Annotated in this window: 27 protein-coding genes; 9 read left to right on the top strand and 18 right to left on the bottom strand. The window is 72.9% G+C overall.

What is annotated here, in order from left to right; all coding sequences use genetic code 11:
* Positions 1 to 1,038, bottom strand: coding sequence for a uridine-preferring nucleoside hydrolase UriH (uriH, locus tag ABIC52_RS10635; protein ID WP_209676173.1), 1,038 nt, complete (start codon positions 1,036 to 1,038; stop codon positions 1 to 3).
* Positions 1,039 to 1,269: 231 nt separating this feature from the next.
* Here uriH and ABIC52_RS10640 point away from each other — a divergent pair, with 231 nt between their 5' ends.
* Positions 1,270 to 2,277, top strand: coding sequence for a LacI family DNA-binding transcriptional regulator (locus tag ABIC52_RS10640; protein ID WP_354027291.1), 1,008 nt, complete (start codon positions 1,270 to 1,272; stop codon positions 2,275 to 2,277).
* Positions 2,278 to 2,610: 333 nt separating this feature from the next.
* Here ABIC52_RS10640 and ABIC52_RS10645 read toward each other — a convergent pair whose 3' ends face one another.
* The 8 genes from ABIC52_RS10645 to ABIC52_RS10680 all read right to left on the bottom strand — a co-directional run bounded on the left by ABIC52_RS10645 (position 2,611) and on the right by ABIC52_RS10680 (position 8,977).
* Positions 2,611 to 4,302, bottom strand: coding sequence for an MDR family MFS transporter (locus ABIC52_RS10645; RefSeq protein ID WP_354027292.1), 1,692 nt, complete (start codon positions 4,300 to 4,302; stop codon positions 2,611 to 2,613).
* Positions 4,299 to 4,922 (bottom strand): TetR/AcrR family transcriptional regulator, encoded by a 624-nt coding sequence (locus ABIC52_RS10650; RefSeq protein ID WP_354027293.1) that lies wholly within the window; start codon positions 4,920 to 4,922, stop codon positions 4,299 to 4,301. Before ABIC52_RS10650 ends, ABIC52_RS10645 begins: the two co-directional genes overlap by 4 nt.
* 47 nt (positions 4,923 to 4,969) lie before the next feature.
* Positions 4,970 to 5,452 carry a GNAT family N-acetyltransferase gene (locus ABIC52_RS10655; protein ID WP_250367784.1) on the bottom strand — a complete coding sequence of 161 codons (483 nt, stop codon included), beginning with the start codon at positions 5,450 to 5,452 and terminating at the stop codon, positions 4,970 to 4,972.
* 118 nt (positions 5,453 to 5,570) lie between these two features.
* A complete protein-coding gene (locus ABIC52_RS10660; protein WP_354027294.1) occupies positions 5,571 to 6,251 on the bottom strand; it encodes an HAD family hydrolase in 681 nt (226 codons plus the stop codon).
* 48 nt (positions 6,252 to 6,299) lie between these two features.
* Positions 6,300 to 6,941, bottom strand: coding sequence for an MBL fold metallo-hydrolase (locus ABIC52_RS10665; protein ID WP_354027295.1), 642 nt, complete (start codon positions 6,939 to 6,941; stop codon positions 6,300 to 6,302).
* A gap of 136 nt (positions 6,942 to 7,077) precedes the next feature.
* Positions 7,078 to 7,683, bottom strand: a complete 606-nt coding sequence (locus tag ABIC52_RS10670; protein WP_209824495.1) for a DUF3618 domain-containing protein — start codon at positions 7,681 to 7,683, stop codon at positions 7,078 to 7,080.
* A complete protein-coding gene (locus ABIC52_RS10675; protein WP_354027296.1) occupies positions 7,680 to 8,123 on the bottom strand; it encodes a phage holin family protein in 444 nt (147 codons plus the stop codon). Before ABIC52_RS10675 ends, ABIC52_RS10670 begins: the two co-directional genes overlap by 4 nt.
* On the bottom strand, positions 8,120 to 8,977 hold the full coding sequence (locus ABIC52_RS10680; RefSeq protein ID WP_354027297.1) for a hypothetical protein: 858 nt from the start codon (positions 8,975 to 8,977) through the stop codon (positions 8,120 to 8,122). Before ABIC52_RS10680 ends, ABIC52_RS10675 begins: the two co-directional genes overlap by 4 nt.
* 189 nt (positions 8,978 to 9,166) lie before the next feature.
* Here ABIC52_RS10680 and ABIC52_RS10685 point away from each other — a divergent pair, with 189 nt between their 5' ends.
* Positions 9,167 to 9,931: a glycosyltransferase gene (locus ABIC52_RS10685; RefSeq protein WP_126891099.1), complete on the top strand. Its 765-nt coding sequence runs from the start codon at positions 9,167 to 9,169 to the stop codon at positions 9,929 to 9,931.
* Positions 9,932 to 10,145: 214 nt separating this feature from the next.
* Positions 10,146 to 10,805 carry a hypothetical protein gene (locus ABIC52_RS10690; protein ID WP_126891100.1) on the top strand — a complete coding sequence of 220 codons (660 nt, stop codon included), beginning with the start codon at positions 10,146 to 10,148 and terminating at the stop codon, positions 10,803 to 10,805.
* Positions 10,806 to 10,807: 2 nt separating this feature from the next.
* Here the strand turns inward: ABIC52_RS10690 and ABIC52_RS10695 are convergent, their stop codons facing one another.
* Positions 10,808 to 11,413, bottom strand: coding sequence for a helix-turn-helix domain-containing protein (locus ABIC52_RS10695; protein WP_126891101.1), 606 nt, complete (start codon positions 11,411 to 11,413; stop codon positions 10,808 to 10,810).
* 66 nt (positions 11,414 to 11,479) lie between these two features.
* On the opposite strand from ABIC52_RS10695, the gene ABIC52_RS10700 reads away from it, so the two are divergent.
* Positions 11,480 to 12,469: an NAD(P)/FAD-dependent oxidoreductase gene (locus ABIC52_RS10700; RefSeq protein ID WP_354027298.1), complete on the top strand. Its 990-nt coding sequence runs from the start codon at positions 11,480 to 11,482 to the stop codon at positions 12,467 to 12,469.
* On the opposite strand, the gene ABIC52_RS10705 is transcribed toward ABIC52_RS10700, so the two are convergent.
* The 5 genes from ABIC52_RS10705 to ABIC52_RS10725 all read right to left on the bottom strand — a co-directional run bounded on the left by ABIC52_RS10705 (position 12,454) and on the right by ABIC52_RS10725 (position 16,469).
* Entirely contained in the window at positions 12,454 to 13,122 is a 669-nt protein-coding gene (locus tag ABIC52_RS10705; RefSeq protein ID WP_354027299.1) for a pentapeptide repeat-containing protein, read from the bottom strand. The genes ABIC52_RS10700 and ABIC52_RS10705 overlap by 16 nt on opposite strands.
* 4 nt (positions 13,123 to 13,126) lie before the next feature.
* Entirely contained in the window at positions 13,127 to 13,561 is a 435-nt protein-coding gene (locus ABIC52_RS10710; RefSeq protein ID WP_209676153.1) for a DUF6314 family protein, read from the bottom strand.
* Positions 13,562 to 13,570: 9 nt separating this feature from the next.
* Positions 13,571 to 13,918: an SHOCT domain-containing protein gene (locus ABIC52_RS10715; RefSeq protein WP_209676150.1), complete on the bottom strand. Its 348-nt coding sequence runs from the start codon at positions 13,916 to 13,918 to the stop codon at positions 13,571 to 13,573.
* A gap of 252 nt (positions 13,919 to 14,170) precedes the next feature.
* Positions 14,171 to 15,229 (bottom strand): NAD-dependent epimerase/dehydratase family protein, encoded by a 1,059-nt coding sequence (locus ABIC52_RS10720; RefSeq protein ID WP_354027300.1) that lies wholly within the window; start codon positions 15,227 to 15,229, stop codon positions 14,171 to 14,173.
* Between the two features lie 49 nt (positions 15,230 to 15,278).
* Positions 15,279 to 16,469, bottom strand: a complete 1,191-nt coding sequence (locus tag ABIC52_RS10725) for a zinc-dependent alcohol dehydrogenase (RefSeq protein WP_126891107.1) — start codon at positions 16,467 to 16,469, stop codon at positions 15,279 to 15,281.
* A gap of 322 nt (positions 16,470 to 16,791) precedes the next feature.
* Here ABIC52_RS10725 and ABIC52_RS10730 point away from each other — a divergent pair, with 322 nt between their 5' ends.
* On the top strand, positions 16,792 to 17,610 hold the full coding sequence (locus ABIC52_RS10730) for a polysaccharide deacetylase family protein (RefSeq protein WP_354027301.1): 819 nt from the start codon (positions 16,792 to 16,794) through the stop codon (positions 17,608 to 17,610).
* Between the two features lie 135 nt (positions 17,611 to 17,745).
* Here ABIC52_RS10730 and ABIC52_RS10735 read toward each other — a convergent pair whose 3' ends face one another.
* From ABIC52_RS10735 to ABIC52_RS10745, 3 genes are all read right to left on the bottom strand, one after another.
* The gene (locus ABIC52_RS10735; RefSeq protein ID WP_250367773.1) at positions 17,746 to 18,303 is read right to left on the bottom strand and encodes a TetR/AcrR family transcriptional regulator; all 558 of its coding nucleotides are present in this window, start codon (positions 18,301 to 18,303) and stop codon (positions 17,746 to 17,748) included.
* Positions 18,293 to 19,792 (bottom strand): MFS transporter, encoded by a 1,500-nt coding sequence (locus ABIC52_RS10740; RefSeq protein WP_354027302.1) that lies wholly within the window; start codon positions 19,790 to 19,792, stop codon positions 18,293 to 18,295. The genes ABIC52_RS10735 and ABIC52_RS10740 overlap by 11 nt, the downstream gene beginning before the upstream one ends.
* Before the next feature lie 73 nt (positions 19,793 to 19,865).
* Entirely contained in the window at positions 19,866 to 20,489 is a 624-nt protein-coding gene (locus ABIC52_RS10745; RefSeq protein ID WP_354027303.1) for a DNA alkylation repair protein, read from the bottom strand.
* 158 nt (positions 20,490 to 20,647) lie between these two features.
* Here ABIC52_RS10745 and ABIC52_RS10750 point away from each other — a divergent pair, with 158 nt between their 5' ends.
* From ABIC52_RS10750 to ABIC52_RS10765, 4 genes are read left to right on the top strand one after another with little or no spacing between them, the layout of a single operon-like run.
* Positions 20,648 to 22,306 (top strand): ABC transporter substrate-binding protein, encoded by a 1,659-nt coding sequence (locus ABIC52_RS10750; protein ID WP_354027304.1) that lies wholly within the window; start codon positions 20,648 to 20,650, stop codon positions 22,304 to 22,306.
* On the top strand, positions 22,303 to 23,256 hold the full coding sequence (locus ABIC52_RS10755) for an ABC transporter permease (protein WP_126891113.1): 954 nt from the start codon (positions 22,303 to 22,305) through the stop codon (positions 23,254 to 23,256). Before ABIC52_RS10750 ends, ABIC52_RS10755 begins: the two co-directional genes overlap by 4 nt.
* Positions 23,253 to 24,125 (top strand): ABC transporter permease, encoded by an 873-nt coding sequence (locus ABIC52_RS10760; protein ID WP_126891114.1) that lies wholly within the window; start codon positions 23,253 to 23,255, stop codon positions 24,123 to 24,125. Before ABIC52_RS10755 ends, ABIC52_RS10760 begins: the two co-directional genes overlap by 4 nt.
* A 14-nt stretch (positions 24,126 to 24,139) precedes the next feature.
* Complete coding sequence (locus ABIC52_RS10765; protein WP_435526075.1) at positions 24,140 to 26,080, top strand: gamma-glutamyltransferase family protein; 1,941 nt, start codon at positions 24,140 to 24,142, stop codon at positions 26,078 to 26,080.
* Positions 26,081 to 26,084: the final 4 nt, after the last annotated feature.

The raw sequence follows: 26,084 nt of genomic DNA on the forward strand, positions 1-26,084 counted from the left end.
TCAGCGCTCCTGCGCGACGACGGTCACGTCGGTGTCGGTGTCGGCGACCGCCTCGGCAGCGGCTCGCGGGCTCCACCCGGTGTCGGGCGTCTCGCCGATCCGCTCGAGGGCGTCGACCACCAGGTCCCAGAAGCGCCCGTGGTCGAGCTCCATCGCCGCGGACGTGCGGCAGTCCTCGGGCGCGGGACCACGGAGGTCCGCGACGGTCATGCCGAGCGTGTGGGTGCCCGTCGTCTCGATCGCGATCGGCATCTTCACCGCACGGACGATCGTCGGGTCGATGACGTACGCGACGGCGCAGGGGTCGTGCACGGGCGGGGCGTCGAAGCCCTGGGCGTCCTCGTACGCCCTCCCGAAGAACTCGAGCAGCTCGCCGACGAACGCGGCCGGGCCGGTGCCGACGGCAGCGATGCGTGCGGCGACCTCGGGGGTCGCGAGCGCCTGGTGGGTGAGGTCGAGGCCGACCATCACGACGTCCCAGCCGGCGCGGAAGACGATGTCGGCGGCCTCGGGGTCGATGACGATGTTGAACTCGGCGACCGGGCTCCAGTTGCCGACGTGCACGCCGCCACCCATCAACACGACCTGCTTCACGCGCTCGACGATGCGCGGCTCCTTGCGGACGGCGAGGGCGATGTTCGTCAGGCCGGCGGTCGGCACGATCGTCACGGTGCCGGGCTCGTGCGCCATCACCGTGTCGATGATGAGGTCGACGGCGTGACGCTCGTCCAGGTCGAACGACGGCTCGGGGAGCATCGGCCCGTCGAGGCCGCTCTCCCCGTGGATCTCCGGGGCGACCTCGATCTCGCGCAGCAGCGGGCGATCGGCGCCGGCGGCGAAGGGCACGCCCGTGATGCCGGCGATCCGTGCCACGGCGAGGGCGTTGCGGGTGACCTTCGGCAGGGTCTGGTTGCCGACGACGGTGGTGACGGCGAGGAGCTCGATCGTCGGGTTGCCGTGTGCCAGCAGGAGGGCGACGGCGTCGTCGTGGCCGGGGTCGCAGTCGAGGATGATCTTCTGCGTCGTTGCATCGGGCACCTTGGGCGCTCCACTTCGTCGGGGATCGGTGTCTGCGGGCCGTCGTGGCCCACCGTGTCCGGCAGCGCCGGACGGACGTGTGTGCTCGACGCGGTGGGGTCCGCGCTGTGGAGGAACCAACTCCAGCACGGCGCGTCAAGCGTTTGACATTCGAACACGTCAAACGCTTGACGTCAACTCCGAGCGATCCTCGTCCGTCCGCACGCGCGGCCCGGTCGGTAGGCTCGTCGGGTGCCCTCCCCCGCCCCCCACGGTCGTCGCGTGACCGCGGCGATGGTGGCCGAACGCGCGGGGACGAGCATCGCGACGGTCTCCCTCGTGGTCAACGGCAAGGACCGCGGTCGGGTCTCCCAGCCGATCGCCGAGCGGGTGCGCGACGCCGTCGACGCCCTCGGGTACGTCGTCGACCACGCGGCGAGCTCCCTCGCCCGCGGCACCGGCGACCTCGTCGTGCTCATCGCGCCCGACCTGTCGAACCCGTTCTTCGCCGAGGTGATCCGGGGCGTGCGGGACACCCTCGGCGACCGGTACCAGCTGGTGCTCTCGGTCACCGAGCGCGGTGCGCAGCCGACGGCGGCCGACCTCCGGCGCTTCGAACGCCTGCGACCGGCGGGGATCCTGGTCGACGCACCGGCAGCCGGCGAACCCATGGACGCGAGCGTGCCCGTGGTGCTGCTCGACGCCCCGGACGCCGCCGAGGGCACGACCGCGGTCGACTACGACCTCGCGCCGGGGATCGACGCGCTCGTCGCGCACCTGCACGACCGCGGGCACCAGCACGTGGCGTACCTCGACGGCACCGCGAGGGTCGCCACGTTCGGCATCCGCCACCGGATGTTCGACGAGGCCTGCGCGGCCGCCGGGATCACCGTGTCGGAGGTCAGCGCCCGCGCGGACCTGACGGTCGACGCCGCCGCGCTGGCGACCGAGCACGTGGTCGAGGCCTGGCACGAGGACGGGGTCACGGCGGTCGTGGCGGCCGCGGACACACTGGCGTACGGCGTGCTCCGGGTCGCGGGCGCGATGGGGCTCCGGGTACCCGAGGACCTGGCGGTCGCCGGCTTCGACGACCTGCCGTCGTCGTCGGTCACGGCGCCGGCCCTGACGAGCGTCGCACTGCCGGGAGCCGAGCTCGGCCGCACCGCAGCCCTGCGCCTCCTCGCGACGGTCGACGGCACCGCGGTCGAGCCCGTCGACCTGCCGGCCCGCCTGGTACTGCGCGCGAGCACCGGCGCCTGACGGGCGCCTCCCGCACCACCCCGCACCACCGCACCGCCCACCGGACGGGAGGCGCGGCACCGGTCCGGCACCGTGCCTCCCGTCCGCCTCGACCCGGCCCCGGCGACGCGCGCCCGGGTCGGCGAGACGCGTCGAAGTCCGACGCCGTCGCTCCCCCGGACGCCGGCGTTCCTCCGAGACGCACCGGAACGGGCGAGACGCCTCCGGATCCGGGGGCGTCTCGCACACGTGAGGGCGTCTCGCGCCGACGCCGACGTCTCGGCGCGCGGGCGACCGTCGTCGCACCGGTGCGTCTCACGCCGACGTCGGCGTCTCGGCGCCGGCGCACCCGCGTCAGGCTGAGGTGTCCCGACCCGACGCCGGCGTCTCAGCAGGCGTCGGAGCCGCGGTCGACCCGCTCGTGCCGGCCCGCTGCGCACGCTCGAGCTCGTCCGCCTCGGCACCGCCGACCGCCTCGCCCCGGGCGATCATCCCGGCCGTGTCCGACAGGCGGATCTGCGGCAGGAACAGTGCGAGCAGGAACGCGATCGCGATGAACGGCAGCAGGTACCAGAACACCGGCGCGAGGGAGTCGGCGTACGCGTTCACGATCCCGTCCCGCACCGCCTCGGGCAGCTTCGCCACGGTCGCCGGGTCGATGCTCCCCGCCGAGGACGCGGCGTCCGTGGCGGATCCACCGGCCGAGGTGAAGACGTCGGTCAGCGCACTCGTCAGCCGGGCCGTGAAGAGCGCACCGAAGACGGCCGTGCCGAGTGACGCGCCGACCTCGCGGAAGTAGTTGTTCGTCGACGTGGCGGTCCCCACCTGCTCCGCGGGCACGGCGTTCTGGGCGACGAGCACGACCACCTGCATGATCAGGCCGAGCCCCGCGCCGAACACGAACAGGTAGGCGCAGATGAGCCAGATCGGGGTGTCCGCGGCGAGCTGCGTCATGGCGAGCATGGCGAGGGCGACGAGCACCGTGCCGACGATCGGGAACGCCCGGTAGCGGCCGGTCTTGGTGATGAGGTTGCCGGACGCGATCGACGTGCCGATGAGGCCGACCATCATCGGCAGCATGAGCAGGCCGGACACCGCGGCCGAGGTACCGGAGGCCATCTGCAGGAACGTCGGGACGAACCCGATCGCGGCGAACATGCCGATGCCGAGCACCAGGCCGATGCCGGTCGCGAGCAGGAACGTGCGGTTGCGGAAGAACGACATCGGCAGCACCGGGTCCTCGACGCGGGACTCGACGAGCACGAGCAGCGCGGCCGACACCACGAGGCCGGCGAACCAGGCCCACGTCTCCGGGGCGTCCCAGCCGTGGTCCTTGCTGCCGCCGAACTCCGAGAAGAACACCAGGCAGGTGGTCGCGGCGGACATGAGCACGACGCCGAGCACGTCGATCCGCTTCTCGGCCTTCTTCGTCGGCAGCGTCAGCGCGAACCAGGCGACGAAGAACGCCGCGATGCCGACCGGGATGTTGATGTAGAACGCCCAGTTCCAGGTGAGGTGGTCGACGAAGAACCCGCCGAGGAGCGGGCCGCCGATCGCCGACAGGCCGAAGATCGCGCCGAGCGGGCCGAGGTACTTGCCGCGCTCCGAGGCGGGGACGATGTCGGCGATGATCGCCTGCGACAGGATCATCAGACCGCCGCCGCCCAGGCCCTGCATCGCCCGGAAGACGACGAGCTGCGTGAAGTCGCCCGCGAACGCGCAGCCGGCGGAGGCGATCGTGAACAGGGCGATGGCGACGAGGAACAGGTTGCGGCGCCCGAGGACGTCGCCGAACTTGCCGTAGATCGGCATCACGATGGTCGACGCGAGCAGGTACCCGGTCGTCAGCCATGCCTGGTGCGCGACGCCGCCGAGCTCCCCGACGATGGTGGGCATCGCCGTCGAGACGATGGTCTGGTCGAGGCTCGACAGGAGCATGCCCGCGATCAGGGCGGAGAAGATGATCCAGATGCGGCGCTGCGTCAGGAGCAGCGGTCCGTCGGATCCGGGTCGGGCACGCTTCGTGCCCTGCGCGGTGGCGCTCATGCGGTGGGGTCCTGTCCGGTGGTGGTGATGGCCGCCCTGAGCTGGCGGAGGTTGTCGGTGAGCAGCACGTCGAACGACGGCCCGCTGGCCTCGTCGAAGGCGTCGTCGAAGTACTCGCCGGCCGTGACCTTGAGCAGGCCGGCGGCGGCCTCGGTGACGAGCTGCGCGCGCCGGTCGTCCGGGTCGGTCCAGTCGAAGCGTTCGCGGACGGCCCGACCGACCGCGGTCAGCTGGACGTCGGCAGCGGCGAGGAACTTCGCGACCATGACGGGTTCGCGCTCGAACACCCGGCGGACGAGGGCCTCGTCGGCGCGGTCGAGCCCGGCGACGTGCATCTGCTCGATCGCCAGGGCGACGACGGACCCGAGCGGGTCGAGGTCGTCCGGCACGAGGGCGCCCGACGCGTAGGCGCGGAGCACCTCCTCCGTCCGCCCCTGCTCGATGCCGAGCACGGCGTCGTCCTTCGACGCGAAGTGGTTGAAGAACGTGCGCCGGGAGACGCCGACCGTGTCGCAGAGCTGCTCGATCGTGAAGCCGTGCAGACCGTGCTCGATCGTCGCCCGGCGCGCCTCGACGACCATGCGTCGGCGCAGCGCTCGGGTGCGTTCGGTGGTGCTCACCGAGCAAGAATTGCACTCTGCTGCTGATAGTGCAACAAGAGGACGGGTTACACGGCCTTCGCGAAGCAGAACGACCAGGGCATGGTCGCGGCGTACGGCTCGTAGACGTCGATCTGCTGCCACCCCGTCTTGCGGTAGAGCGCGACGGCCTCGGGCTGCTTGTCGCCGGTCTGCAGGATCACGCGGGACGCCCCCTGCTCGCGCGCGACCTGCTCTCCCTCGGTGAGCAGCGCCGTCGCCGCACCCTTGCCGCGGGCGGCGGCGAGCACGATCAGGCGCTTCAGCTCGACCTCGTCGCCGAGGTGGCGGACGGCGATGTGTCCGAGGGCGGTGCCGTCCTCGTCGATCGCGAGGAGCGAGGTGATGACCGTGGCCGGGTCGACGGCCAGCGCGCGGTTCCGCTCGGCGGTGACGGCCGGGTCCTCGTCCGCGTGCCCGTCGCCGTACCGCTCGTGCATCTCGTCGTCCATGGTGGCGCGGAGGGCCACTCCGCGGGGGTCGTCCCAGGCAACGCGCTCGATCGTGATCACGATCGTCCATCCTCGCACGCGCGGGCTGGGCCGCCCGAGTCTCGCGCACGGCGACACTCCTCGGGCGATCCGGCGCGAGGAACGTCGCTGGGACCGAGACTCGGCGCGCCGCGCGGGCTCAGGCCAGTGCGGCGATGGGCCCCTCGCCCGCCCGGAACGCGGCGAGCACGGCAGCGGCGTCGTCGTACACGGCGGCGGCGCCGGCACCCCGCAGCTCGTCGCCGCCGATCCCGCCGGTCATCACACCGACGCAGGGCAGCCCGACCTTGCCGGACGACTCGACGTCCCACATCGCGTCACCGACCATCACCGCCCGGTCCGCCGCGACACCGACCTTGTCGAGCGCGACCTGGATGATCGCCGGCGCGGGCTTCGCCTGCTCGACGTCCTCCGAGCTCGTCTCCGCGGTCACCCAGGCGGACGCGTCGAGCAGCTCGCGCAGCACCGACAGCTCGGACTCGGGCGCACTCGTGGCGAGCACGACCGCGTGCCCGGCCTCCGCGACGGCCTCGAGCAGTTCCCGCGCCCCGGGCAGGAGCCGCAGCTGCGGCATGTGTTCCGAGTAGTAGGCGGTGTGGAACTGCTTCGCCTGGTCCCGGACCTCGTCGGACGCTTCGGGCAGCAGTTCCTCGAGCAGCCGCCCGGAGTCCATGCCGATCGCCCGGTGGATCCGCCACGCGTCCACGGACTCGCCGGCGGCCCGGAAGGCGCGCCACCACGCGTCGACGTGCGCGTAGTTCGAGTCGGCGAGGGTGCCGTCGATGTCGAAGAGGACAGCGGTCGAGGGAGCGTCAGGCATCGTTCCAGCGTGCTCCCCCGACCACCGGTGCGACCCAGGGTCGCGGGATCAGACCTCGATCGACGAACCGACGGGCAGGATCGATGCCGGGACGCCACCGAGGCCCTCGGTGCCGAACATCCGGACGTTCATCTCCTGACCGACCTCGCTGAGGAGCAGCTCGTGGATCTGCACCACGCGCTCCGGCGCGACCGTGCGGACGTAGTCGACGCCCTCGCCGGTCTTCGCCCACGGCCCGCTCGTCGGGACGAGCAGGGTCCGGACCGGGACGTCGGGCACGAGGTAGGCGTCGCCCGGGTGGAAGACGGCGTCGTTCACGAGGTAGCCCACGTTCGCGATGGTCGGGATGTCGCGGTGGATGACCGCGTGCTCCTCCCCGAAGACCCGGGCCCGGAAGGGTCCGACCTCGATCGTGTCGCCCGCAGCGACCGTGCGGACGCGGCCGTCGTGGTCGCCGAGCTGCTCGACGACCGACGCCGGGCCGTGGACGACGACGTCGGCGCTGCGCTCGAGACCCGCACGGATCGCGTCGACGGCGAAGTGGTCGGCGTGCTCGTGGGTGACGAGGACGACCGTGGCCCCGGCGACGAGGTCGGCGGACTCGGGCGTGAACGAGCCCGGGTCGATGACGAGCGAGGCGCCGTCCTGCTCGAGGACGACCGTGGCGTGGTTGTACTTCGTCAACTGCATGACACCAGTCAACGCCGGCCGTACCGGACCGCATGCCCTCGCGTCCTGAGGGCACGCTCAGTCCCGGCGGGCTGGACGACGGACGGGAGGCCCGTGGCGGCGTCGCCACGGGCCTCCCGTCCGTCAGGTGGTGACGTCAGCCGTTGCGCACGTCGTCGGCCGCGCTCTTCGCGTGGTCCTGGACGTCGGACGCGGCGCCCTGCGCCTCGTCCTTCACGGTCTGCGCGGCGTCCTGCGCGGTCCCCTTGAGGTCCTGCGCGTGCTCCTTCGCCACGTCGCCCAGCTGCGAGCCGACGTCCTTCGCCTGGGACTTCACGTCCTCGATGAGGGGCGCCGCCTTGTCCTTGAGGTCGCCGGCGAGCTGCTCCTCCTTGTCGGACGTCGGGATGAGCGACGAGGCGAGCCACCCGGCACCGAAGGCGATGAGCCCGACGGCGAGCGGGTTGCCCTTCGCCTTCTCGACGCCCTTGTGCGCGACGTCCTTCGCCTGGTCGGTCGCACCCGACGCCGATCCCGAGACGCTCGAGCGGGCCGAGTCCGCGGCCCCCGCGACGGAGTCGCGAGCGCTGGCGCCGGCGCCCATCACGGACTCGCGCACGTTCTGGAACCGCGTCTTCACCTTGTCGGTCTGACGGTGCGCGATCGATGACGGGTTGACCTTGTCGGCCAGGGCGTCGACGTCGGAACCGAGGGTCCCGCGGGTGCGCTCGATGTCGGCGCGGATCTCTTCTGGGGTGCTCATGGCTTCCTCCCGGTGTTCGGCTTGAGTGCTTCGGGGACTTCCTTGACGGTCTCGACCGTCTGCGGGGCGCCCGTGATGTCCCGCATCTCCTTGCGCCCGCGGACCGCGAGGATCGCGGCGACGATCGCGTAGACCACCGCGATCACGACGGCGGACCAGGCGTTGCCGATGAGGTACCCGAGGCCCCACCACGCTGCGATCGACAGGAACAGCAGGGCGAACAGTGCCGTCAGGCCCGCGCCGCCGAACATCCCGCCGGCCTTGCCCGCCTTCTTCGCGGACTCGGTCAGCTCCGCCTTGGCGAGTGCGACCTCCTGACGGAAGAGGCTCGAGAGGTCACGGGAGACGTCGGAGAGCAGTTCGCCCAGCGGGGTCGTGGCGGCGCGCTCCTCGGGCGTCGGCTCGCCCAGCGGGGTCGCGCCGGGGACCGACTGGCTCATACGCCGCTCCCGGTTCCGGTCCCGGTCGACGGGCCGTCGGCCTCCTTCTCGTGCTTGATCTCGGTCGCGAGTGCCTTGGTCAGGCGGCCGGCGAGGATGCCGGCACCCGCGGCGAGCGCGATGAAGGTCCCGGGCTTGCGCGCGGCGAAGGACTTGACCTCGTCGAGGAGCGAGCCCGGGTCACGGTTCTCGAGGTACCCGGCAGCGGAACCCGCGCGCTGCGACAGGTCACGGACGACCTTCGCGGCGAGGCCCTGCTCGTCGTCCTTGTCGGCCATGCGGCTGAGCTGCTCGCCCAGGGTGCGGAGCCCTCCGGCTGCGCGCTCCTGCTGGCCCGCGGCCTGCTCCTTGAGCGTGTCGCTGGCCTGCGAGTAGAGCTGCTTGGCGTGCTCGGTCGCCTCGGAGGCGACGTTCGACGCCTGCTCCTTGGCGGTGCCGGCGACGTCCGCGGCCTTGTCCTTCGCGTCGCCGGCGACGTCCTGCGCGGCACCCTTCGCGGCGTCGGCCTTGCCGCCGCCGGTGCTGTCGGAGCCACCGACGCTGCCGACGCCCGCGGTCGAGCCCGTGGACGAGGCAGCGGACGAGCCCGCGCTCGGGACGTACCCGGCGGAGGTGCTCGTGGAGTCGACCAGGGGCGCCGAGGCACCGGCGGCCGACGGGGTCGCGGGGAGCTGCTCATCGGCGGGCAGCGCGTCGAGCGGCTCGACGTCGTCGAAGCCCTCGGGGCGGGTGGCCGGCGTGTCACCGGCGTACGACGGCACGGTCACGCCCGGGTACACCTCGTGTCCCTCGGCAGCCGCCGTGCGGTCGTGGATGGGCGTCCCGGAGTCGTTCCCGGGTGGGTTCGTGGTCATGGTCGGCCTTCCGGTTCGGTCGCGGCGGGTACGGCACCCGTCGCGCTGGACCCGACCGTGCGCGAGCACCGCTGCGCTGCGGCACAGGAACGTCGGAAGGCGCGGCCGGACCGTCCACGGAACGCGGTGGAGGCCTGCGAGCACCGAGCCCGACGGTCCCTCCAGCACGGCTCCGGCAGGATCGGCAGGGTGCTCCTGGTCTCCGTCGTCGTCCCCGTGCTCGACGACGCCGAGCACCTCGCGCGCTGCCTCGACGCCCTGGCCGCGCAGACCCATCCCGTGCACGAGGTCATCGTCGTCGACAACGGCAGCACCGACGACAGCTCCGAGGTCGCCTGCGCCGCCGCGGCCGTCGTGCTGCACGAACCGGTGCGCGGGATCGCACGGGCCTCGGCACGCGGCTACGACCACGCATCGGGCGACGTCATCGCCCGGCTCGACGCGGACTCGGTCCCGCCACCCGGCTGGATCGCCGAGGCCGTCCGGCTGCTGGCTCGGCCGGGTGTCGTCGCGGTGACGGGACCCGGTCGCCCCCGCGACGGCGGCGCGGTCCTCCGCCGGGTGTGGAGCGGGCTCTACATGGGCCCGTACTTCGTGCTGATGTGGTCGGCGCTGGGACGTCCGCCGCTGTTCGGCTCCGCGATGGCCGTGCACCGTGCCACGTGGACGGCGGTCCGGGGTCGGGCGCACCGTGACGACCCCGAGGTGCACGACGACGTCGACCTCTCCATGCAGCTCGACCCCGCATGGCACGTGGTGGCCGCCCGGTCGCTCACCGTCGAGGTGTCGGCGAGGCCGCTGTCCGGCGCGGCGTCGATGCTCCGACGGACGCGGCGGGCCTTCCACACGTTCCGGGTGAACGGACGCCGGGCGAACCCGGTGCGGAGGTGGGCGCGACGGGGCCGGGTGGCGCTCCGAGCGCGGGCGTCCGGGTCCTGGCCGCACCGCCGCTGACCGGCTGCGCCGGCCCCGGCCCGACGGCCGGCGGATCGGCAGTCCGGTAGTCCGGTAGTCCGGCAGACCGGCAGGTCGACCTCGGACGTCACGATCGGATCGCGATCCGGTTCCGATCGGAGCACGCCCCGCCGCCCGCCGCCCGGGCACGACTAGCGTCGTGGACACGTCGACCGGCAGCCGGACGACGCACCTGAGGGGGGACATGCCGCACATGCGCACGACGACACTGCTCGCCACGATCGGACTCGGTGTGGGCCTGGCGCTCACCGTGTCCGGGTGCACGAGCGGTGACGGCGACGCCGTGACCCCGACCCCGAGCACGAGCACGACCGCGCGCGCGACCGGCACCCCGACCCCGGCGGGCAGTGCCACACCGGGCCCGACCCCGGGAGCCGGTGCGTCGAGCACCACGACCGCCCCTGCGACCGCTGCGGGCAAGGTCCCGGCGACGTGCGACGACGTGGTGACGCCGGGCAGGTTCGACTTCACCGACGTGATGCCGCTGAACGACCCCGCCGTCGTCGGCGGTACGGAGATCCCCCGCACCGCCCTGACCCCGGCGGGTCGGTCCGACGGACAGCGGCTGTACTGCGTCTGGCGCGACCCGCGGGCGGACGTGTCGAACCTCACCGTCCTGGTGGAGGACGTCGTCCCGGCGCGCGCGACCGAGGCGCTCCGCGGGCTGTCCGGCTTCGACTGCTCGACCGTCGACGACGGCTTCCGGTGCCAGCAGGTCAGGCAGAACCAGCAGTACCCGGTGATCGACGGCGACACCTACTTCACGCGGGGCGGCATCGGCATCCACATCCACCAGTCGAACGTGCCGACGGACGGCCTGCTCGACGACGTCGTCGGGAACGTCTTCCGCTGAGTTCAGCCGGTCGGCCGTGACCGCACGTGCGCCCGCTCCCCCTGCGGCCCGTACAGGCACAGCACCTCGGCGACCGCGTCCGAGGTGTTCCCCACCCAGTGCGGCGTCCGTGTGTCGAACTCGACGACCTCGCCCGGCCCGAGGTCGAAGTCGCGCTCGCCGAGCAGCAACCGCACCCGACCGGAGAGCACGTAGAGCCACTCGTAGCCCTCGTGCGTCTTCAGGGTGCGGTCGCCGTTCGCGGGCATCGGCGGGATGAGCTGCTTGAACGACCGCACGCCGCCGGTGCGCTCGGTCAGCGGGATCACCACGCGCCCGCCGTGCTGCTCCGGCTTGAGGTGGACGCGCGGGTCGCCGGTCTGCGGTGCGCCGACGAGGTCGTCGAGCGGCACCTGGTACGCCCGGGCGAGGGGCAGCAGCAGCTCGAGGGTCGGCCGGCGCTGCCCGGACTCCAGCCGGGACAGGGTCGAGACCGAGATGCCGGTCTCGGCTGCGAGCGCCGCCAGGGTGACGTCGCGTCGTTCGCGCAGCCACCGCAAGCGGGGGCCGACCGCGTCCACCACCTGGGCCGTCGTCGGCGGGGTGGGGCGTGCCTCCAGAGCGTCCATGCCGCGATCTTGCCAGACCGGCAACGGATGTTGCCATCGACGGCTGGGCCGCCGCAGGATGCCTCCATGTCCGATCACTTCGACGTCATCGTCGTCGGCGGCTCTGCCGCCGGCCTGTCCGCTGCACTCATCCTCGGACGCTCGCGGCGCTCCGTCCTGGTCGTCGACAGCGGCGAGCCCCGGAACGCGCCCGCCGAGGGCGCCCACAACTACCTCGGACGCGAGGGCGTCGCGCCCGCCGAGCTGACCCGCATCGGCCGTGACGAGGTGGCCGCCTACGGCGTCGAGGTGACGGCCGGGAGGGTCGTGGCCACGTCCGCCACCGACGGCGACGGCACGGATGCGGTCGGCTTCTCGGTCACGCTCGACTCCGGCAGGGTCGTCACCGCGCGCAGGCTGGTCGTCGCCTCCGGCGCCGTCGACGTGCTGCCCGACGTGCCGGGGCTCGCCGAGCAGTGGGGGCGCGGGGTCGTGCACTGCCCGTTCTGCCACGGGTGGGAGGTCCGCGGCCAGCGCATCGGCGTCCTCGTCACCACGCCCAACGGGGCGCACCACGCGCAGATGTTCCGCGCGTTGAGCGACCGGGTGACGGCGTTCGTCACCGACCCCTCGCTGGTCGACGACACCGCCCGCGCCGGTGTCCGTGCTCGCGGCGTCGAGGTGGTCGAGGGAGTGGTGTCCCGTGTGCTGTCCTCGGACGGCGTCCTGACCGGTGTCGAGCTCGGCTCGGGGCAGGTCGTCGCGCTCGATGCGCTCGCGGCGTCGAGCACGGCGGAGCCGCGCGTCGGGTTCCTCGAGGGGCTCGGGCTGCACGCGGAGGACGTCGTCGTGAACGGCTTCCGGTTCGGCGGTGGGCTCACGGTCGACGCCGTCGGCCAGACGGGTGTCCGCGGGGTGTACGCCGCGGGCAACGTCACGTCACCGATGGCCACCGTCATCGCGTCGGCAGCTGCGGGGACACAGGCCGGAGCGGCCGTGCACGGTGACCTCGTGCAGGCGGACATCGCGGCGGCGCTGGCCGTCGTGGCCGAGCCGGTGGGTCAGTCGACGCGGTAGCCGGCCTGCGCTGCCAGGAGCGGCGCGAGGGCGAACAGCTGGTCGGTGCCGATCGTCGCCCCGCGGAGGCCCTCGAGCCGCTCCACCCGGTCGAGGTCGGCGTCGCGCAGGTCCACGTGCTCGACGCGGGTGTTCGTGCCCTCGACGGAGCGGACCCGCGTGCCGGGGAACGCCACGCGCAGCAGTCGGGCGTCGGCGACGTCGAGCTCGTCGACGACGCAGTCCCGGAACACCACGTCCGTGAGCGTCGAGCCGCGCAGGTTGAGGAACCCGAACTTCATCCCGACGAACTCGACACCGTTCAGCGTCGCGTCGTACAGCTCGGCGGAACCGACCCGGCCGCCCGCGACCCGGACCTCGCGCCAGGCGCTGCTCGACGCTCGGAGCACCGGGGCGTCGAGCGTCTCGACGACCGAGTCGCGGATGCGCAGGCCGCGCAGGTCGGTGCCGTCCGCCCGGAGCGTGTCGACCACGCACTCCTCGAGCTCGAGGTCGGGCAGGCGCTCACCCGCCACGTCGAGCGCGTCGATGCGCTTGCCCTCGATCCGGTCCCCGGTCAGGACGTCACCGGGTGCCGGCGCCCAGTCCTCGAGGTCCCGCGGGTCGATCGGGGCGATGCGGGGGGCGGCGGTACCGGTCGAGGAGCGTGCCATGTGCTCAGTCTGCCGTGGCGGACCGACGCTCGAGCACGCTGTCGAGCCGATGGTCCTTCGCCGGGCCGCGGGCCTCCCACCGGACCGTCCAGCGCTCGGCGTCGCCGGCGAGCACTCCGGCGTAGTGGTCCGGGGCGCAGGGGTGCTCGACCGCGACGCCCCAGACCCAGGGGTGGAAGACGCGGCCGTCGGCGAAGTGCACCGTCCAGCGGCCGTCCGGGCCCCGCCGGACGAACAGCGTGCGGGACACCAGGGTGACGAGATCGCCGAGGTGCATCGTGCCGGACTCGTTCCAACGCACCTCGTCCGGCGTGGTCAGCGTCAGGGTCGTCGTCCCGGTGACGGTGCCGGTCACGCGCGCGAGCCGGTCGTCGATCGTGCGGCGGAGCGTCCAGTCCCCGAGCAGGTCGGTCGGCAGCGGTGGGTCCGTCGGCAGCACGGGCCCAGGCTACGCGCGGAGCGCCTCGGCCCGGGCGTCGCGGTGCTCGTCGTCGGAGATGACGCCGCGGCGGTGCAGGTCGTCGAGCTCGGCGAGCCGCTGCTCTCGTGACACCGTCGGGGCGAGCACCCCGCTCTGCATCGCCCGGTACGCCAGGTCCTCCTGCATCGTCCACGGGTCCTGCCCCCGGGCCCTCATCCGCCTCGCACGCAGGACCGAGACGACGACGATCGCGGTGATGCCGAGGAGCGTGACGATGCCGCCGACGGCCACGAGGGTCCAGACCAGGTCGTACACCGGCGGGATCAGCGGGTTGTGGGTCTCCCCGCCGGGAGCCCCGAAGTCGTCGATCGCCACGCCGCCCCTCCCCCTGCTGGGCACGCTCGCGCCCTGGCCTGGAGCGTAGCGCGCCCGGTGCTTCCCAGAACAGGTGCGATGCCAGGAGTTTCCGGGCGTACCTGGTCGAACCGACGCACCAGGTACGCCCGGTCCCACCAGGCATGCCCGGTCCCACCAGGTACGCCCGGTCCCACCAGGTACGCCCGGTTCCACCACGCACGCTCGATCACGCCAGGGACGCCCGAGCACGTCAGGCCCGCGCGGAGCCCGTCAGCCCCGGAGCGGCTCCGACGCCGCGACGTTCGCCCCGTCCGCGAACCCGCCCACGAGCTCGCGCAGCGCCTCCTCCGCCGTGTGCTGCGGCTCCCACCCGAGTTCGCGTCGGGCCCGGTCCGTCCGCATGATCGGCACACCGGCCGCGATGTCGAGCCACCCGGCGTCCGTCGGTTGGAGCCGGAGCCGCCAGGTGAGCGTGACGGTCCCGCGCAGCAGCCGCATCGGCACCCGCACCGCCCCGAGCATCCCCGCCGCCCGCGCCATCCTCGGCGGCGTGAGCACCGGCGACGCGGCGATGTTGAACGCGCCCGCGGCCCGCCGGTCGATCGCCCGCCAGAACGCGTCGGCGAGGTCGTCGGCGTGCACGGCCTGGAACACGAACGGCAGTGGCAGCGGCAGGACCGCGAACCGGGCCGCCCGCACGATCGACATCGGCACGAGGTGCCCGAGGAACAGCCCCCGGAGCTCGGCCGCGACCCCGCGCTGGAACACCAGGCCGGGCCGGAGCCGGGTCACGACGACGTCGGGGTGTGCGCGCTCGAACGCGTCCATCGCCCGCTCGTTCTCGGCCTTGTGGATCGAGTACGTCGCCGTCGGGATGCCGGTCGCCGGGAACGACTCGTCGACGGGGGTCCGCTTGCCCTCGACGTCGACGCCCCGGTAGGCCCCGACGGACGACGACACGACGACCTGCCCGACACCGGCCCGGGCGACCGCCGCGAGCACGTTCTCCGTGCCGGTGACGTTGGTCCGGTGCTGCGCCGGGATGTCGTGCGTCGGCTGCAGCGCCCACGCCAGGTGCACCACGGCGTCGGCACCCTGGAACACCGCCGTCAGCTCGTCGACCGCGCGCGGACCGCCGACGTCGACCGCGTGCCAGACGGCCACGTCGTACGGTGCGACGCGCGCGTCCGGCACCCGTCGGGCGACGCCGACGACCTGCAGGCCGTCCTCGTCGCCCGCGCGGCCGTCACCGGTGAGCCGTGCCGCCGCGAGCCGCCGCAGCACCGCGGTGCCGACGTTGCCGGTCGCCCCGACCACGACGACCCGCATCAGCGCGACCGTCCCGGACGGTTGCCGACGAGCGGCGACGGCCCGGTCATCAGGCGGCGGCCATCGACGGGTCGAGCACGACCTTGATGCACCCGTCCTCCTTCTTCTGGAAGACCGAGTACATGTGCGGGGCGTCCTCGAGGGACACCCGGTGCGTGGTGAGGTCGAGCGTGCCGAGCGGGTCCGAGGGGTCGGACACGAGCGGCATGAGGTCGTCGACCCAGCGGCGGACGTTGCACTGTCCCTCGCGGATCGTGATCTGCTTGTCGAACAGGGTCATCATCGGCATCGGGTCGGCCATGCCGCCGTAGACGCCGGACAGCGACACCGTGCCGCCGCGGCGGACGAGGTCGATCGCCGCGTGCACGGCTGCGAGCCGATCGACGCCGGCGGTCTCGATGGCCTTCTGCGCGAGCTTGTCGGGCAGCAGGCCGGCGGCACGCTGGGCGAACCCGGCGACGGGGTTGCCGTGCGCCTCCATGCCGACCGCGTCGACGACGCCGTCGGGTCCACGCCCGTCGGTGAGGTCGACGAGCTTCGACACCATGTCGTCGTCGAGGTCGAACACCTCGATGCCGTGCTTCGCCCCGAGGTCGCGGCGGACCTGCTCCGGGTCGACGGCGAGCACCCGGTAGCCGAGGTGCTTGCCGATCCGCGCCGCGAACTGTCCGACCGGGCCGAGGCCGAGCACCGCGAGCGTGCCGCCCTCGGGGACCTCGGCGTACTGCACGGCCTGCCAGGCGGTCGGGATGATGTCGCTCATGAACAGCCACTGGTCGTCCGCGCCGGTGTCGGGCACCTTGATGGGGCCGTAGTCGGCGTGCGGCACGCGGAGGTACTCGGCCTGGCCGCCGGGGACCTGGCCGTACATCTTCGTGTACCCGAAGAGCGAGGCGCCGGTGCCGTACTCCTTCACCTGGGTGGTCTCGCACTGCGACTGGAAGCCGTGCTGGCACATCCAGCAGTGCCCGCAGGAGATGTTGAACGGAACGACGACGCGGTCGCCGACCTTCAGGTTCGTGACGGCGGAGCCGACCTCCTCGACGATGCCCATCGGCTCGTGGCCGAGGACGTCGCCCTTGTCGATGTACGGGCCGAGCACCCGGTACAGGTGCAGGTCGGAGCCGCAGATCGCCGTGGAGGTGATCCGCACGATCGCGTCGGTCGGCTCCTGGATGGTCGGGTCGGGGACGGTCTCGACGGACACCTTCTCGGTGCCCTGCCAGGTCAGTGCGCGCACGTCGCGTTCCTCTCGTGGTCGCTTCGCGGCCGGCCGGGAGGCACGGCTCACGTGACCTCATCGCTACGCGCCCGCCCCGTGGTGCCCTCCCAGCCCCGTCCGCGGCGCGCGCTGACGGCGGCGGTGGGGCGGGCCTCCCGTCCGGACCAGATCCGCGCGAAGGATGCCGATCCGCGTGAAGGATGCCGTTCCTTCCTGCTCCCGACGCGCGGAACGGTCCCCACTGCACGCGTGATGGGTCGGAAGGATGGCCAATCGGCCAGCCGGAGGTCCGTCCGGCCGCCGATGCGCTGGCCCCGGTACCGCCGTCAGGCTCGGAGCGATGGACCACTGCACCACGCGCAGGGCACTCCTCGTCGGCGCGACCGGCTCCCTGGCGGCCGGGCTCCTCGCAGCCTGCACGCCCGGCGCCGACGCACCCCGGGGCTCCGCGACCCCGACCGCGACGACGGCTCCGACACCCAGCCCGACACCGAGCCCGACACCGAGCCCGACACCGACGCGACCCGCGCTGACGAAGGTGCCCGTGCCGCACGGCACCGTGACGGGACTGCCGTCGGGGACGCCGGGGATCGCGTGGACCGTGGACGACGGAGCCTCGTCCGAGGTCGTCGAGGCCTACGCCCGCTTCGCCGCCGAGACCGGCACGCGCCTGACGTTCTTCGTCAACGGGGTCCGGCCGTCGTGGACCGAGCACGCGGACCTGCTGCGCCCGCTCGTCGACTCCGGTCAGGTGCAGCTCGGCAACCACACGTGGGACCACCCGGCACTGACGAAGCTGGGCGACCAGGCGATCCAGGACGAGCTGATGCGGAACCACGAGTTCCTCGAGCGCACGTTCGGGATCGACGCCCGTCCGTACTTCCGACCGCCGTACGGCTACCACGACGCCCGGGTCGACCGGGCCGCCGCCGCGGTCGGGTACACCACGCCGACGCTCTGGTACGGCTCTCTGGCCGACTCGGGGGACATCTCCTCGGACCAGATCGTGGGGTTCGCGGAGCAGTGGTTCCAGCCGGCGCACGTCGTCATCGGGCACGCGAACTTCCCGGGGACGATCGGTGCGCTGCCCAGGCTGCACGCCCTGCTCGAGCAGCGCGGCCTGGCGACCTTCACGCTCGACGACGTCTTCACGCGCTGACGCCCGGCCGGGTTCCGGGTTCCGGGTCCGCCGGTCCCGCAAGACGCAACGTCGGCGGCTGCTCGCAGCGCTGTACCGCTGCGAGCCGTCGCCACGGTTGCGTCTTGCGGGGGGCGGGGCAGGGCAGAGGCGGGGTCAGGCGGGCTCGGCCAGGGCGAGGAGTGCGTCCCGCGCGACCGCGAGTTCGCGGGCGTCGAGGTACGGCGGGACGGACGATGCGGCTGCGAGCCCCTCGGCGGCGTGCCGCACGACGAGCGAGCGGCCCTCGGGCAGTCCGTCCCGGGCGAAGAGGGTCCGCCAGTGCTCGGCGTCCGCTGCCACCACCGGCTCCATCCCCGGCACCGACATCAGGCCCGACCACATCGTGTTCGGCGAGAACACCGCCATCGCCCGTTCGCTCCCACCGCACAGCGTCCGGACGTAGGCGCGGAGGACCTTGCCGGGCCGGTTCTCGGCGAGATCGACGTGCCGCACCACCTCGTCGACGAAGGTCTGCAGGCCGTGCTCGGCGACCGCCACGAGCAGGGCGTCCTTCGACGGGAAGTGGTGCAGCAGTCCGCTCTTCGACACCCCCGCGGCCGCGGCCACCTCGGCGACGCTCACCCGGGTGCCGCGCTCGCCGAGCAGCCGCTCCGCAGCCTCGAGCACGGCCGCCCGGGTGCGCTCGCGGTCACGGGTGCCGTCAGTGCTCACGGGGACCATCCTGCCGGTTCGGGATCACCCGCAGGGCCACGACCGACGCGACCGCGAGCAGGACGGCGGCACAGACCGAGGCGAGCTGCATGCCCCCGGTGAACGCGTGCTGCGCCTGCGCGAACGTCGGCGACGACGGGTCGAGGACCTGGGCGGCGCCGGCGAGCGACTCGCGCACCCGGTCCGGCGCACCGGCGTCGAGGTTCGCCCGGTAGAACGCGGTCTGGAGCGACCCGAGGACCGCGATGCCCATCGCCACGCCGAGCTCGTACCCGGTCTCCGAGATCGCGCTGGCCGCACCGGCTCGCTCGCGCGGCGCCGCGGCGACGACCGCGTCGGTGGCGAGCGTCATCGAGACCCCGACGCCGAGCCCGACCACCGCCAGGGCGATCGCGATCCCGACGTAGGTCGGCAGCCCCTCGGCGAACGCCAGGCCCGCCATGCCGACCGCGGCGACCGCGAGACCGAGCCCGATCGAGCGACCGGGTCCGACGCGACGGGTGAGCAGCCCGATCACGGCGATGACCGCGATGGACGCCACCGTGGCCGGGAGCTCCGCGGCTCCGGCGAGCAGGGGCGAGAACCCGCGCACGAGCTGCAGGTACTGCGAGAAGAAGAACAGCAGCCCTGTCAGGGCGAACACCGAGAGCGAGTTCGCCACGACGGCACCGGAGAACGCCGGGATCCGGAAGAGCTGCAGGTCGATCAACGGCGTCGTGAGCCGACGCTGCCGTCGCACGAACCACCAGCCGGCGCCGATGCCGACGACCGCCGCGACGGGGACGGTCCAGTCGGCGCCGTGCCCGACGAGGTGCTTCACGGCGTACACCACGGGCACGATCGCGGCGACGGAGAGCACCGCCGAGAGCAGGTCGATCGGGGTCCGGCCCCCACCCTTCGACTCGGGCAGCAGGACCGCACCGGCGACGACGATCACGACGATGACGGGGATGTTGATGAGGAAGACCGAGCCCCACCAGAAGTGCTCGAGCAGCGCCCCGCCCACCAGCGGACCGGCGGCGGCTCCACCGGTCGCACCGGCCGACCACACGGCGATCGCCCGCGTGCGCTGCCGGGGGTCCCGGAAGATCCCTCGCACGAGCGAGAGCGTCGACGGCATGAGGGTGGCGCCGGCGATCCCGAGCAGCGCCCGCGCGGCGATGAGCGCCTCCGGGCTCTGAGCGAAGGCGGCACCGGCCGAGGCGATCCCGAACGCGACCGAGCCGATGAGCAGCAGGCGCTTCCTGCCGATCCGGTCGGCGACGTTGCCCATCGTGACGAGCAGGCCCGCGAGCGCGAACGAGTACACGTCGCCGATCCAGAGCACCTGCGTGGCCGTCGGCGCGAGGTCTGCGGTCAGGGCGGGCACGGCGAGGGCGAGGACGGTGCCGTCGATCGCGAGCAGCACGACGGCGAGGGTGAGGACCCCGAGGGCCGCCCACTCCCGCGGGGTCGCACGGTGGGTCGAGGTGACCGTGGTCTGCGTCATGCCCCCGACCCTAACCGACCGAACGGTCGGTCGTGCCGACTGCACAGTCAGTGCGCAGGACCACCCACACGAGTCAGGCGCGGAGGCGGTCCCGTTCGGCCCGTGGCAGGTGCTCGGTCGCGGTCGCGCGCGCTGCCGGGCTCAGGAAGCGTCCGTTCCCTTCGAGGAAGGCCACGAGCGCCGCCTCGGACGCGCGCTTCCCGGTCTCGCGCAGCACCCAGCCGAGAGCGGACTGCACCGTCGCACCGCGTTCGCGGACCAGGCGTCCGGCGATCGCGAGCGGTACCTCGGCATCGCCCTGCTTGGCGAAGGCGAGCGTGGCCACGACGGCGATCCGACGGACCATCGACACGTCGGACTTCGCGAGCGCGAACAGCGGTCCGGTCGAGCCGCCGACGAGCGGGGCACCGACGAGCTCCTCGGCTGCGACGTCGACCAGCACCGTGTCCTCGAACCGCTCGGCCTTCGCCGCGGCGAGGTACTCGTCGGTCAGCTCCGGATCTGGGTGCGCGCGCATCGCCTGCACCAGGAGCACCACGGCGACCAGCCGCGCCCCTGCGTCCTCGCTCCAGAGCAACGCCGAGCGCTCCCCCTCGTCGAGGTCGGCGAACTGCCGCGCGACCCGGCGTGCCCCTGCGACGTCGCCGGGAGTGCGGACGAAGGCTGCCAGCACCGCCTCGGCACCGTGGACCTGCATCGGGCCAGCCTACGGCGGCGGGTGCTCGGACAGGTTTCACACGATCGAAACACGATGTGTACAAAGCAGCGCCGACACCTGTGATTGTATGCAATCACCGCACTCCTGAGCGTGACTCCACAAGAGTCGCCACGCACACCAGCAGCTCCAGGAACACGATGTCCCAGACCTCCGCTCGACGCCGCCGGACGCTCCTCGCCGTACCCGCCGTCGCCCTGGCCGCCTCGCTCGCGCTCACCGCCTGCGTGCCGGTCCAACGCTCGAAGGCCGGTGGCGCGACCGCCGGCACCGTCACCACCGTCGCGATCGGCGACCAGCAGGTCCGCGAGGGCGGTGACCTCGTCATGGCCCTCTCCGCCGAACCAGACCGCCTCGACCCCACCACGTCCTCGTCGCTCTACACCCGGTACGTCATGGAGACGATGTGCCAGAAGCTCTACGACATCGACGCCGAGGGCACGGTCGTCCCGATGCTCGCCACCGAGCTGCCGACGGTGTCCGACGGCGGGAGGACCGTCACGTTCCCGGTGCACACCGGCTACCGGTTCGCCGACGGCACCCCCTTCGACGCGGACGCCGTCGTGACGACGCTCGAGCGCAACCTGACGAAGGACGACTCGAGCCGCAAGAGCGAGATGGGTCCGGTGTCGAGCATCGAGGCGGTCGACGACCACACCGTGCGGCTGCACTACGCGACCCCGTTCGCCCCGATCACCGCGGCACTGGCCGACCGTGCGGGCATGGTCATGTCGCCGACGGCGCTGGAGCAGGAGGGCGACGGGTTCGGCGACCACCCGGTCTGCATCGGCCCGTACAAGTTCGTCGAGCGGGTGCCGCAGACCTCGATCACCGTCGAGCGTGACCCGGAGTACCACGACCCGGCGAGCGCGCACTTCGACCGGATCACCTACCGGATCATCACCGACGCCAGCATCCGCGCGCAGAACCTGAAGTCCGGGGACGTCCAGGTCGCCGACACGATCTCCACGCAGGACGTCGACGAGCTCCGGAAGCGGAAGGACCTCAGCGTCCTGCGCACCGGTTCCCTCGGCTACCAGGGCATCACGATCAACCTCGCGAACCAGGACGGCGTCGGCACGGACCCGAAGCCGCTCGACACGCCGCTCGCCACGCAGCGGAAGGTCCGGCAGGCCCTGTCGATGTCGATCAACCGCGCCGAACTCGTGCAGAGCGTGTTCCGGGGCTGGGCGGACGTCGCGTGCTCCCCGATCCCCGACACGAGCGCGTTCGCCACCGACGCGAGCAAGGCCTGCCCGGAGTACGACCCCGAGCGGGCGAAGGAGCTCCTCGAGGAGGCCGGCGTCGAGCAGCCCTTCCCGATCGAGATGGAGGTGACGAACACCCCCGACACCGTCCGGTTCGCCCAGGCGCTGCAGGCACAGGCCCGCGCCGGGGGCTTCGCGATCACGATCACCCCGGTCGAGTACACGACCCTGCTCGACGACCAGACCCGCGGCGACTTCCAGGCGCTGCAGCTGGGCTGGTCCGGCCGGGTCGACCCGCACGGCAACATCGGCTCGTTCCTCGGCACCGGCGGCGGCAACAACTACCCCGGGTACAGCGACCCCGAGGTCGACGACCTGATCGCCCGGGCGTCGCAGGCCACCGACCAGCAGGAGCGTGCCGACCTGTACGGGCAGCTCGTGACGAAGGTCCAGCAGGACGACCCGATCATCTACCTCTACCGGACCCGCAGCATCACCGGCGTCAGCACCGACGTCGCCGGGGTCTCCACCTACGCCGACGGCGTGGTCCGACTCAGCCAGGCGGCGTTCGTGGAAGGCGGCGACAAGTGACCCGGTACGTCCTGACCCGGCTCTGGCAGGCGGCGCTCACGCTCGTCCTCGCCTCGATCGTGGTGTTCTTCGGGGTCCGGCAGCTGCCGGGCGACCCGGCCCTGGCCCTGGCGGGCGAGGAGGCCAGCCCCGAGCGGCTCGCCGCCGTGCGCGCCGACCTCGGCCTCGACGACTCCCTGGTCGTGCAGTACTGGCGCTTCGTCGTGAACGCGCTGCAGGGCGACCTCGGGCAGTCCACCCGCACCGGCACCCCGGTCACGGAACTGCTCGGCGCGACGCTCCCCGTGACGCTCTGGCTCGCGCTCTACGCGATCGTCGTCGCCGTCGTCGTGGGGGTCGCCCTCGGCACCCTGGCCGAGCGCTACCGCGGGCAGTGGCCCGAGTGGATGGCGAACGCCGCGGCCCTGGTCGGGCTGAGCGTGCCCAACTTCTGGCTCGGCATCCTGGCGATCGTCTGGCTCGCCGCGGGCCTCGGCTGGTTCCCGGCCTCGGGCTACGTCCCGGTGACGCGCGACCCGCTCGGCGCACTGCACCACCTGACGCTCCCGGCGCTCATCCTCGGCACGTCGCTCGCCGCCGTCATCATGCGGCAGACCCGCGCGTCGATGATCGAGACGATGAAGACCGACTTCGTCCGGACCGCCCGCGCGAAGGGGCTCAGCCGTCCGCGGGTGCTGTTCCGCTACGGGCTCCGGAACTCGATGATCGTCGTCGTCACGATCGTCGGCCTGCAGCTCGGCGGCCTCATCTCGGGCGCGGTCGTCACGGAGCGCATCTTCGCCCTGCCCGGCTTCGGCAAGCTCACGCTCGACGCCGTGTTCACCCGCGACTACCCGGTGATCCAGGCCGTCGTGCTCGTGATCACCCTGGGCTACGTGCTCATCAACTTCGCCGTGGACGTCCTGTACTCGGTCATCAACCCGAAGATCCGCGTCGGAGGCGCCGCATGACCACCATCACCGCTCCCTTCGACCTGGGCTCGAGCCGCGGGCGCATCTGGAAGCAGGTCCGGACGAACCGGCTCGGCATGACGGGCGGCATCATGCTCGCCGTCGTCGTGCTCGCCGGGGTCACCGCCCCGCTCGTCGCTCCGCACGACCCGACCGCGACGCACTTCGACCTGCCGTTCCAGGTCCCGTTCACCGTCGGCTTCGGGTTCGGCACCGACGACCTCGGCCGCGACATCCTGTCCCGCACGCTGTACGGCATCCAGGTCTCGCTCGTCGTGGGCGTGCTGTCGGTGCTGCTCGCGGTCGTCGTCGGCACCCCGCTCGGGCTCCTCGCCGGGTACTGGCGCTGGCTCGACGCGATCATCTCCCGCCTGACCGACGTCGCGCTGGCGTTCCCGTTCCTCATCATCGCGGTGGGGCTCGCGGCGATCAGCGGTCCGAGCCTGACGAACGCCGTGATCGCGATCGGCATCTCGCACGTGCCGGCGATGATCCGGATCGTGCGCGGCGAGACCCTGCGGATCACGAGCGCGGACTTCGTCACGAGCGCGAAGACGTTGGACGCCGGCGGCGCACGCATCATCGCGCAGCACGTCCTGCCGAACTGCGTCTCGGCGATCATCGTGCAGGCCACCGTGATCATGCCGGTCGCGGTGATCGGCGAGGCGCTGCTGTCCTTCCTCGGCCTCGGCATCCAGCCGCCCACCCCGAGCCTCGGCATCATGCTCTCGGACGCGCAGCAGTACCTCGGCCAGGCGCCGTGGGCCGCCGTCGTGCCGGGTGTCGCGATCGCCGTGATCTGCCTCGGCTTCAACCTGTTCGGCGACGCCCTGCGCGACGCCCTCGACCCCACCGCCTCGGACCGCTGAGGAGCACCAGCACCATGAGCACCAGCACCATGAGCACCACCACCAACCCCGCCTTCACCACGCCCCCGGCGGAGACCACCCGACCGGACCTGCAGGGCACCTTCGGCATGGCCGCGTCGACGCACTGGATCGCGACCGCGACGGCGCAGGCCGTCCTGGAGCGCGGTGGCAACGCCTTCGACGCCGCCGTCGCCGGCGCCTTCGTCCTGCACGTCGTCGAACCACACCTGAACGGCCCCGGCGGCGACGTGACCGCGGTCTTCGCGACGGCGTCCGACAAGACCCCGACCGTCCTGGTGGGCCAGGGACCGGCACCCGCGGGCGCGACGCCGGAGCACTTCCGGTCCGAGGGCCTCGACCTCGTCCCGGGAGCGGGCGCGCTGGCGGCCGCCGTGCCCGGCGCCGTCGACGCGTGGCTGCTGCTCCTCGCCGAGCACGGGACGTGGGAGCTCGCCGACGTGCTCGCCCCCGCGATCGGGTACGCCCGGGACGGCCACCCGGTCGCGCCGCGGGTGGTCGCCACCATCGCGACCGTGCAGGACCTGTTCCGCGACCACTGGCCGTCCTCCGCCGAGCGGTGGCTGCCGGGAGGCTCGGTGCCGGTCGCCGGGGCGATGGTGCGCAACGAGACCTACGCCTCGGTCCTGGAACGGCTCGTGCAGGCCGGGTCCGGTGTCACGACGGGCGACGACACCGCCGACGCGCGCGTCGCGCGCATCGAGGCCGCCCGCACCGAGTGGGCCGAGGGCTCCGTCGCGCAGGCGATCGACGCGTTCGTCCGCACCCCGCACCGGCACGCGTCGGGCACCGACCACGCCGGCGTGGTCCGGGCGAGCGACCTGGCGGCGTTCCGTGCGTCGACCGAACCCGCGACGACCGCCGAGTTCCGCGGGCACACGATCGCGAAGACCGGGCCGTGGGGCCAGGGCCCGGCGCTCCTGCAGACCCTCCGCCTGCTCGACCCGATGGACGACGAGCGGCTCGACCCGTCGACCGTGCTCGGAGCCCACACGATCGCCGAGGCGCAGAAGCTCGCGCTCGCCGACCGTGAGGCGTACTACGGCGACGGCGACGTCCCGATGGCCGAGCTCCTCTCGGACGCGTACTCCGACGAGCGCCGCGCCCTGATCGGTGACCGGGCGTCGCACGAGCTGCGCCCGGGCACGGTCTCGGTGCCGGCCGGTGCGCTGCCGCCGCTCCGCGTGACCTACACGCCGGGCGGCGAGCCGATCGCGGGCGTCGGTGAGCCGACCGTGCCGGGCGCGCGAGGGGACGCTCCGGCGCCCGACGCCGTGGCCGTCCCCGCCGAGGACGACGCCGTGCACGAGGACCGCGGCGAGCCGATCGTGATGGCGACGGGCGAGACCCGCGGCGACACGTGCCACATCGACGTCGTCGACCGATGGGGCAACATCGTCAGCGCAACGCCGTCCGGCGGCTGGCTGCAGTCCTCGCCGACGATCCCCGAGCTGGGGTTCTGCCTCGGCACCCGCATGCAGATGACGTGGCTCGAGGAGGGCACCGCGTCCACGCTGACCCCCGGTGCCCGGCCCCGCACGACCCTCACCCCGACGCTCGTGCTCCGCGACGGCGAACCCGTCGTCGCGATGGGCAGCCCGGGCGGCGACCAGCAGGACCAGTGGCAGCTGCTGTTCCTGCTCCGTACCATCGTCGGCGGGTGGACCCCGCAGCAGGCGATCGACGCCCCGGCGCTGCACACCACGTCGTTCCCGGGGTCGTTCTGGCCCCGCACCTGGACCCCGGGCGGCCTCGTCGTCGAGGACCGTCTCGGCGACGACGTCATCGCCGGGCTCGAGGAGCTCGGCCACGTCGTCACCCGCGCGGGCGACTGGTCGCTCGGCCGCCTGTCGTGCGTGACGCGCGACCCCGACACCGGCGTCATGGGCGCCGCCGCCAACCCGCGAGGAGCACAGGGCTATGCCGCAGGACGCTGAGGAC

Source organism: Curtobacterium oceanosedimentum, from assembly GCF_040545555.1.
Classification (GTDB): Bacteria; Actinomycetota; Actinomycetes; order Actinomycetales; family Microbacteriaceae; genus Curtobacterium.

What these genes read in the sequence shown, in the direction of transcription:
- ABIC52_RS10645 (WP_354027292.1), bottom strand. Translation starts at nt 4,302, where the DNA reads ATGAGCGCCACCGCGCAGGGCACGAAGCGTGCCCGACCCGGATCCGAC.
- ABIC52_RS10660 (WP_354027294.1), bottom strand. Translation starts at nt 6,251, where the DNA reads ATGCCTGACGCTCCCTCGACCGCTGTCCTCTTCGACATCGACGGCACC.
- ABIC52_RS10665 (WP_354027295.1), bottom strand. Translation starts at nt 6,941, where the DNA reads ATGCAGTTGACGAAGTACAACCACGCCACGGTCGTCCTCGAGCAGGAC.
- ABIC52_RS10670 (WP_209824495.1), bottom strand. Translation starts at nt 7,683, where the DNA reads ATGAGCACCCCAGAAGAGATCCGCGCCGACATCGAGCGCACCCGCGGG.
- ABIC52_RS10675 (WP_354027296.1), bottom strand. Translation starts at nt 8,123, where the DNA reads ATGAGCCAGTCGGTCCCCGGCGCGACCCCGCTGGGCGAGCCGACGCCC.
- ABIC52_RS10680 (WP_354027297.1), bottom strand. Translation starts at nt 8,977, where the DNA reads ATGACCACGAACCCACCCGGGAACGACTCCGGGACGCCCATCCACGAC.
- ABIC52_RS10690 (WP_126891100.1), top strand. Translation starts at nt 10,146, where the DNA reads ATGCGCACGACGACACTGCTCGCCACGATCGGACTCGGTGTGGGCCTG.
- ABIC52_RS10695 (WP_126891101.1), bottom strand. Translation starts at nt 11,413, where the DNA reads ATGGACGCTCTGGAGGCACGCCCCACCCCGCCGACGACGGCCCAGGTG.
- ABIC52_RS10700 (WP_354027298.1), top strand. Translation starts at nt 11,480, where the DNA reads ATGTCCGATCACTTCGACGTCATCGTCGTCGGCGGCTCTGCCGCCGGC.
- ABIC52_RS10705 (WP_354027299.1), bottom strand. Translation starts at nt 13,122, where the DNA reads ATGGCACGCTCCTCGACCGGTACCGCCGCCCCCCGCATCGCCCCGATC.
- ABIC52_RS10720 (WP_354027300.1), bottom strand. Translation starts at nt 15,229, where the DNA reads ATGCGGGTCGTCGTGGTCGGGGCGACCGGCAACGTCGGCACCGCGGTG.
- ABIC52_RS10730 (WP_354027301.1), top strand. Translation starts at nt 16,792, where the DNA reads ATGGACCACTGCACCACGCGCAGGGCACTCCTCGTCGGCGCGACCGGC.
- ABIC52_RS10740 (WP_354027302.1), bottom strand. Translation starts at nt 19,792, where the DNA reads ATGACGCAGACCACGGTCACCTCGACCCACCGTGCGACCCCGCGGGAG.
- ABIC52_RS10745 (WP_354027303.1), bottom strand. Translation starts at nt 20,489, where the DNA reads ATGCAGGTCCACGGTGCCGAGGCGGTGCTGGCAGCCTTCGTCCGCACT.
- ABIC52_RS10750 (WP_354027304.1), top strand. Translation starts at nt 20,648, where the DNA reads ATGTCCCAGACCTCCGCTCGACGCCGCCGGACGCTCCTCGCCGTACCC.
- ABIC52_RS10760 (WP_126891114.1), top strand. Translation starts at nt 23,253, where the DNA reads ATGACCACCATCACCGCTCCCTTCGACCTGGGCTCGAGCCGCGGGCGC.
- ABIC52_RS10765 (WP_435526075.1), top strand. Translation starts at nt 24,140, where the DNA reads ATGAGCACCAGCACCATGAGCACCACCACCAACCCCGCCTTCACCACG.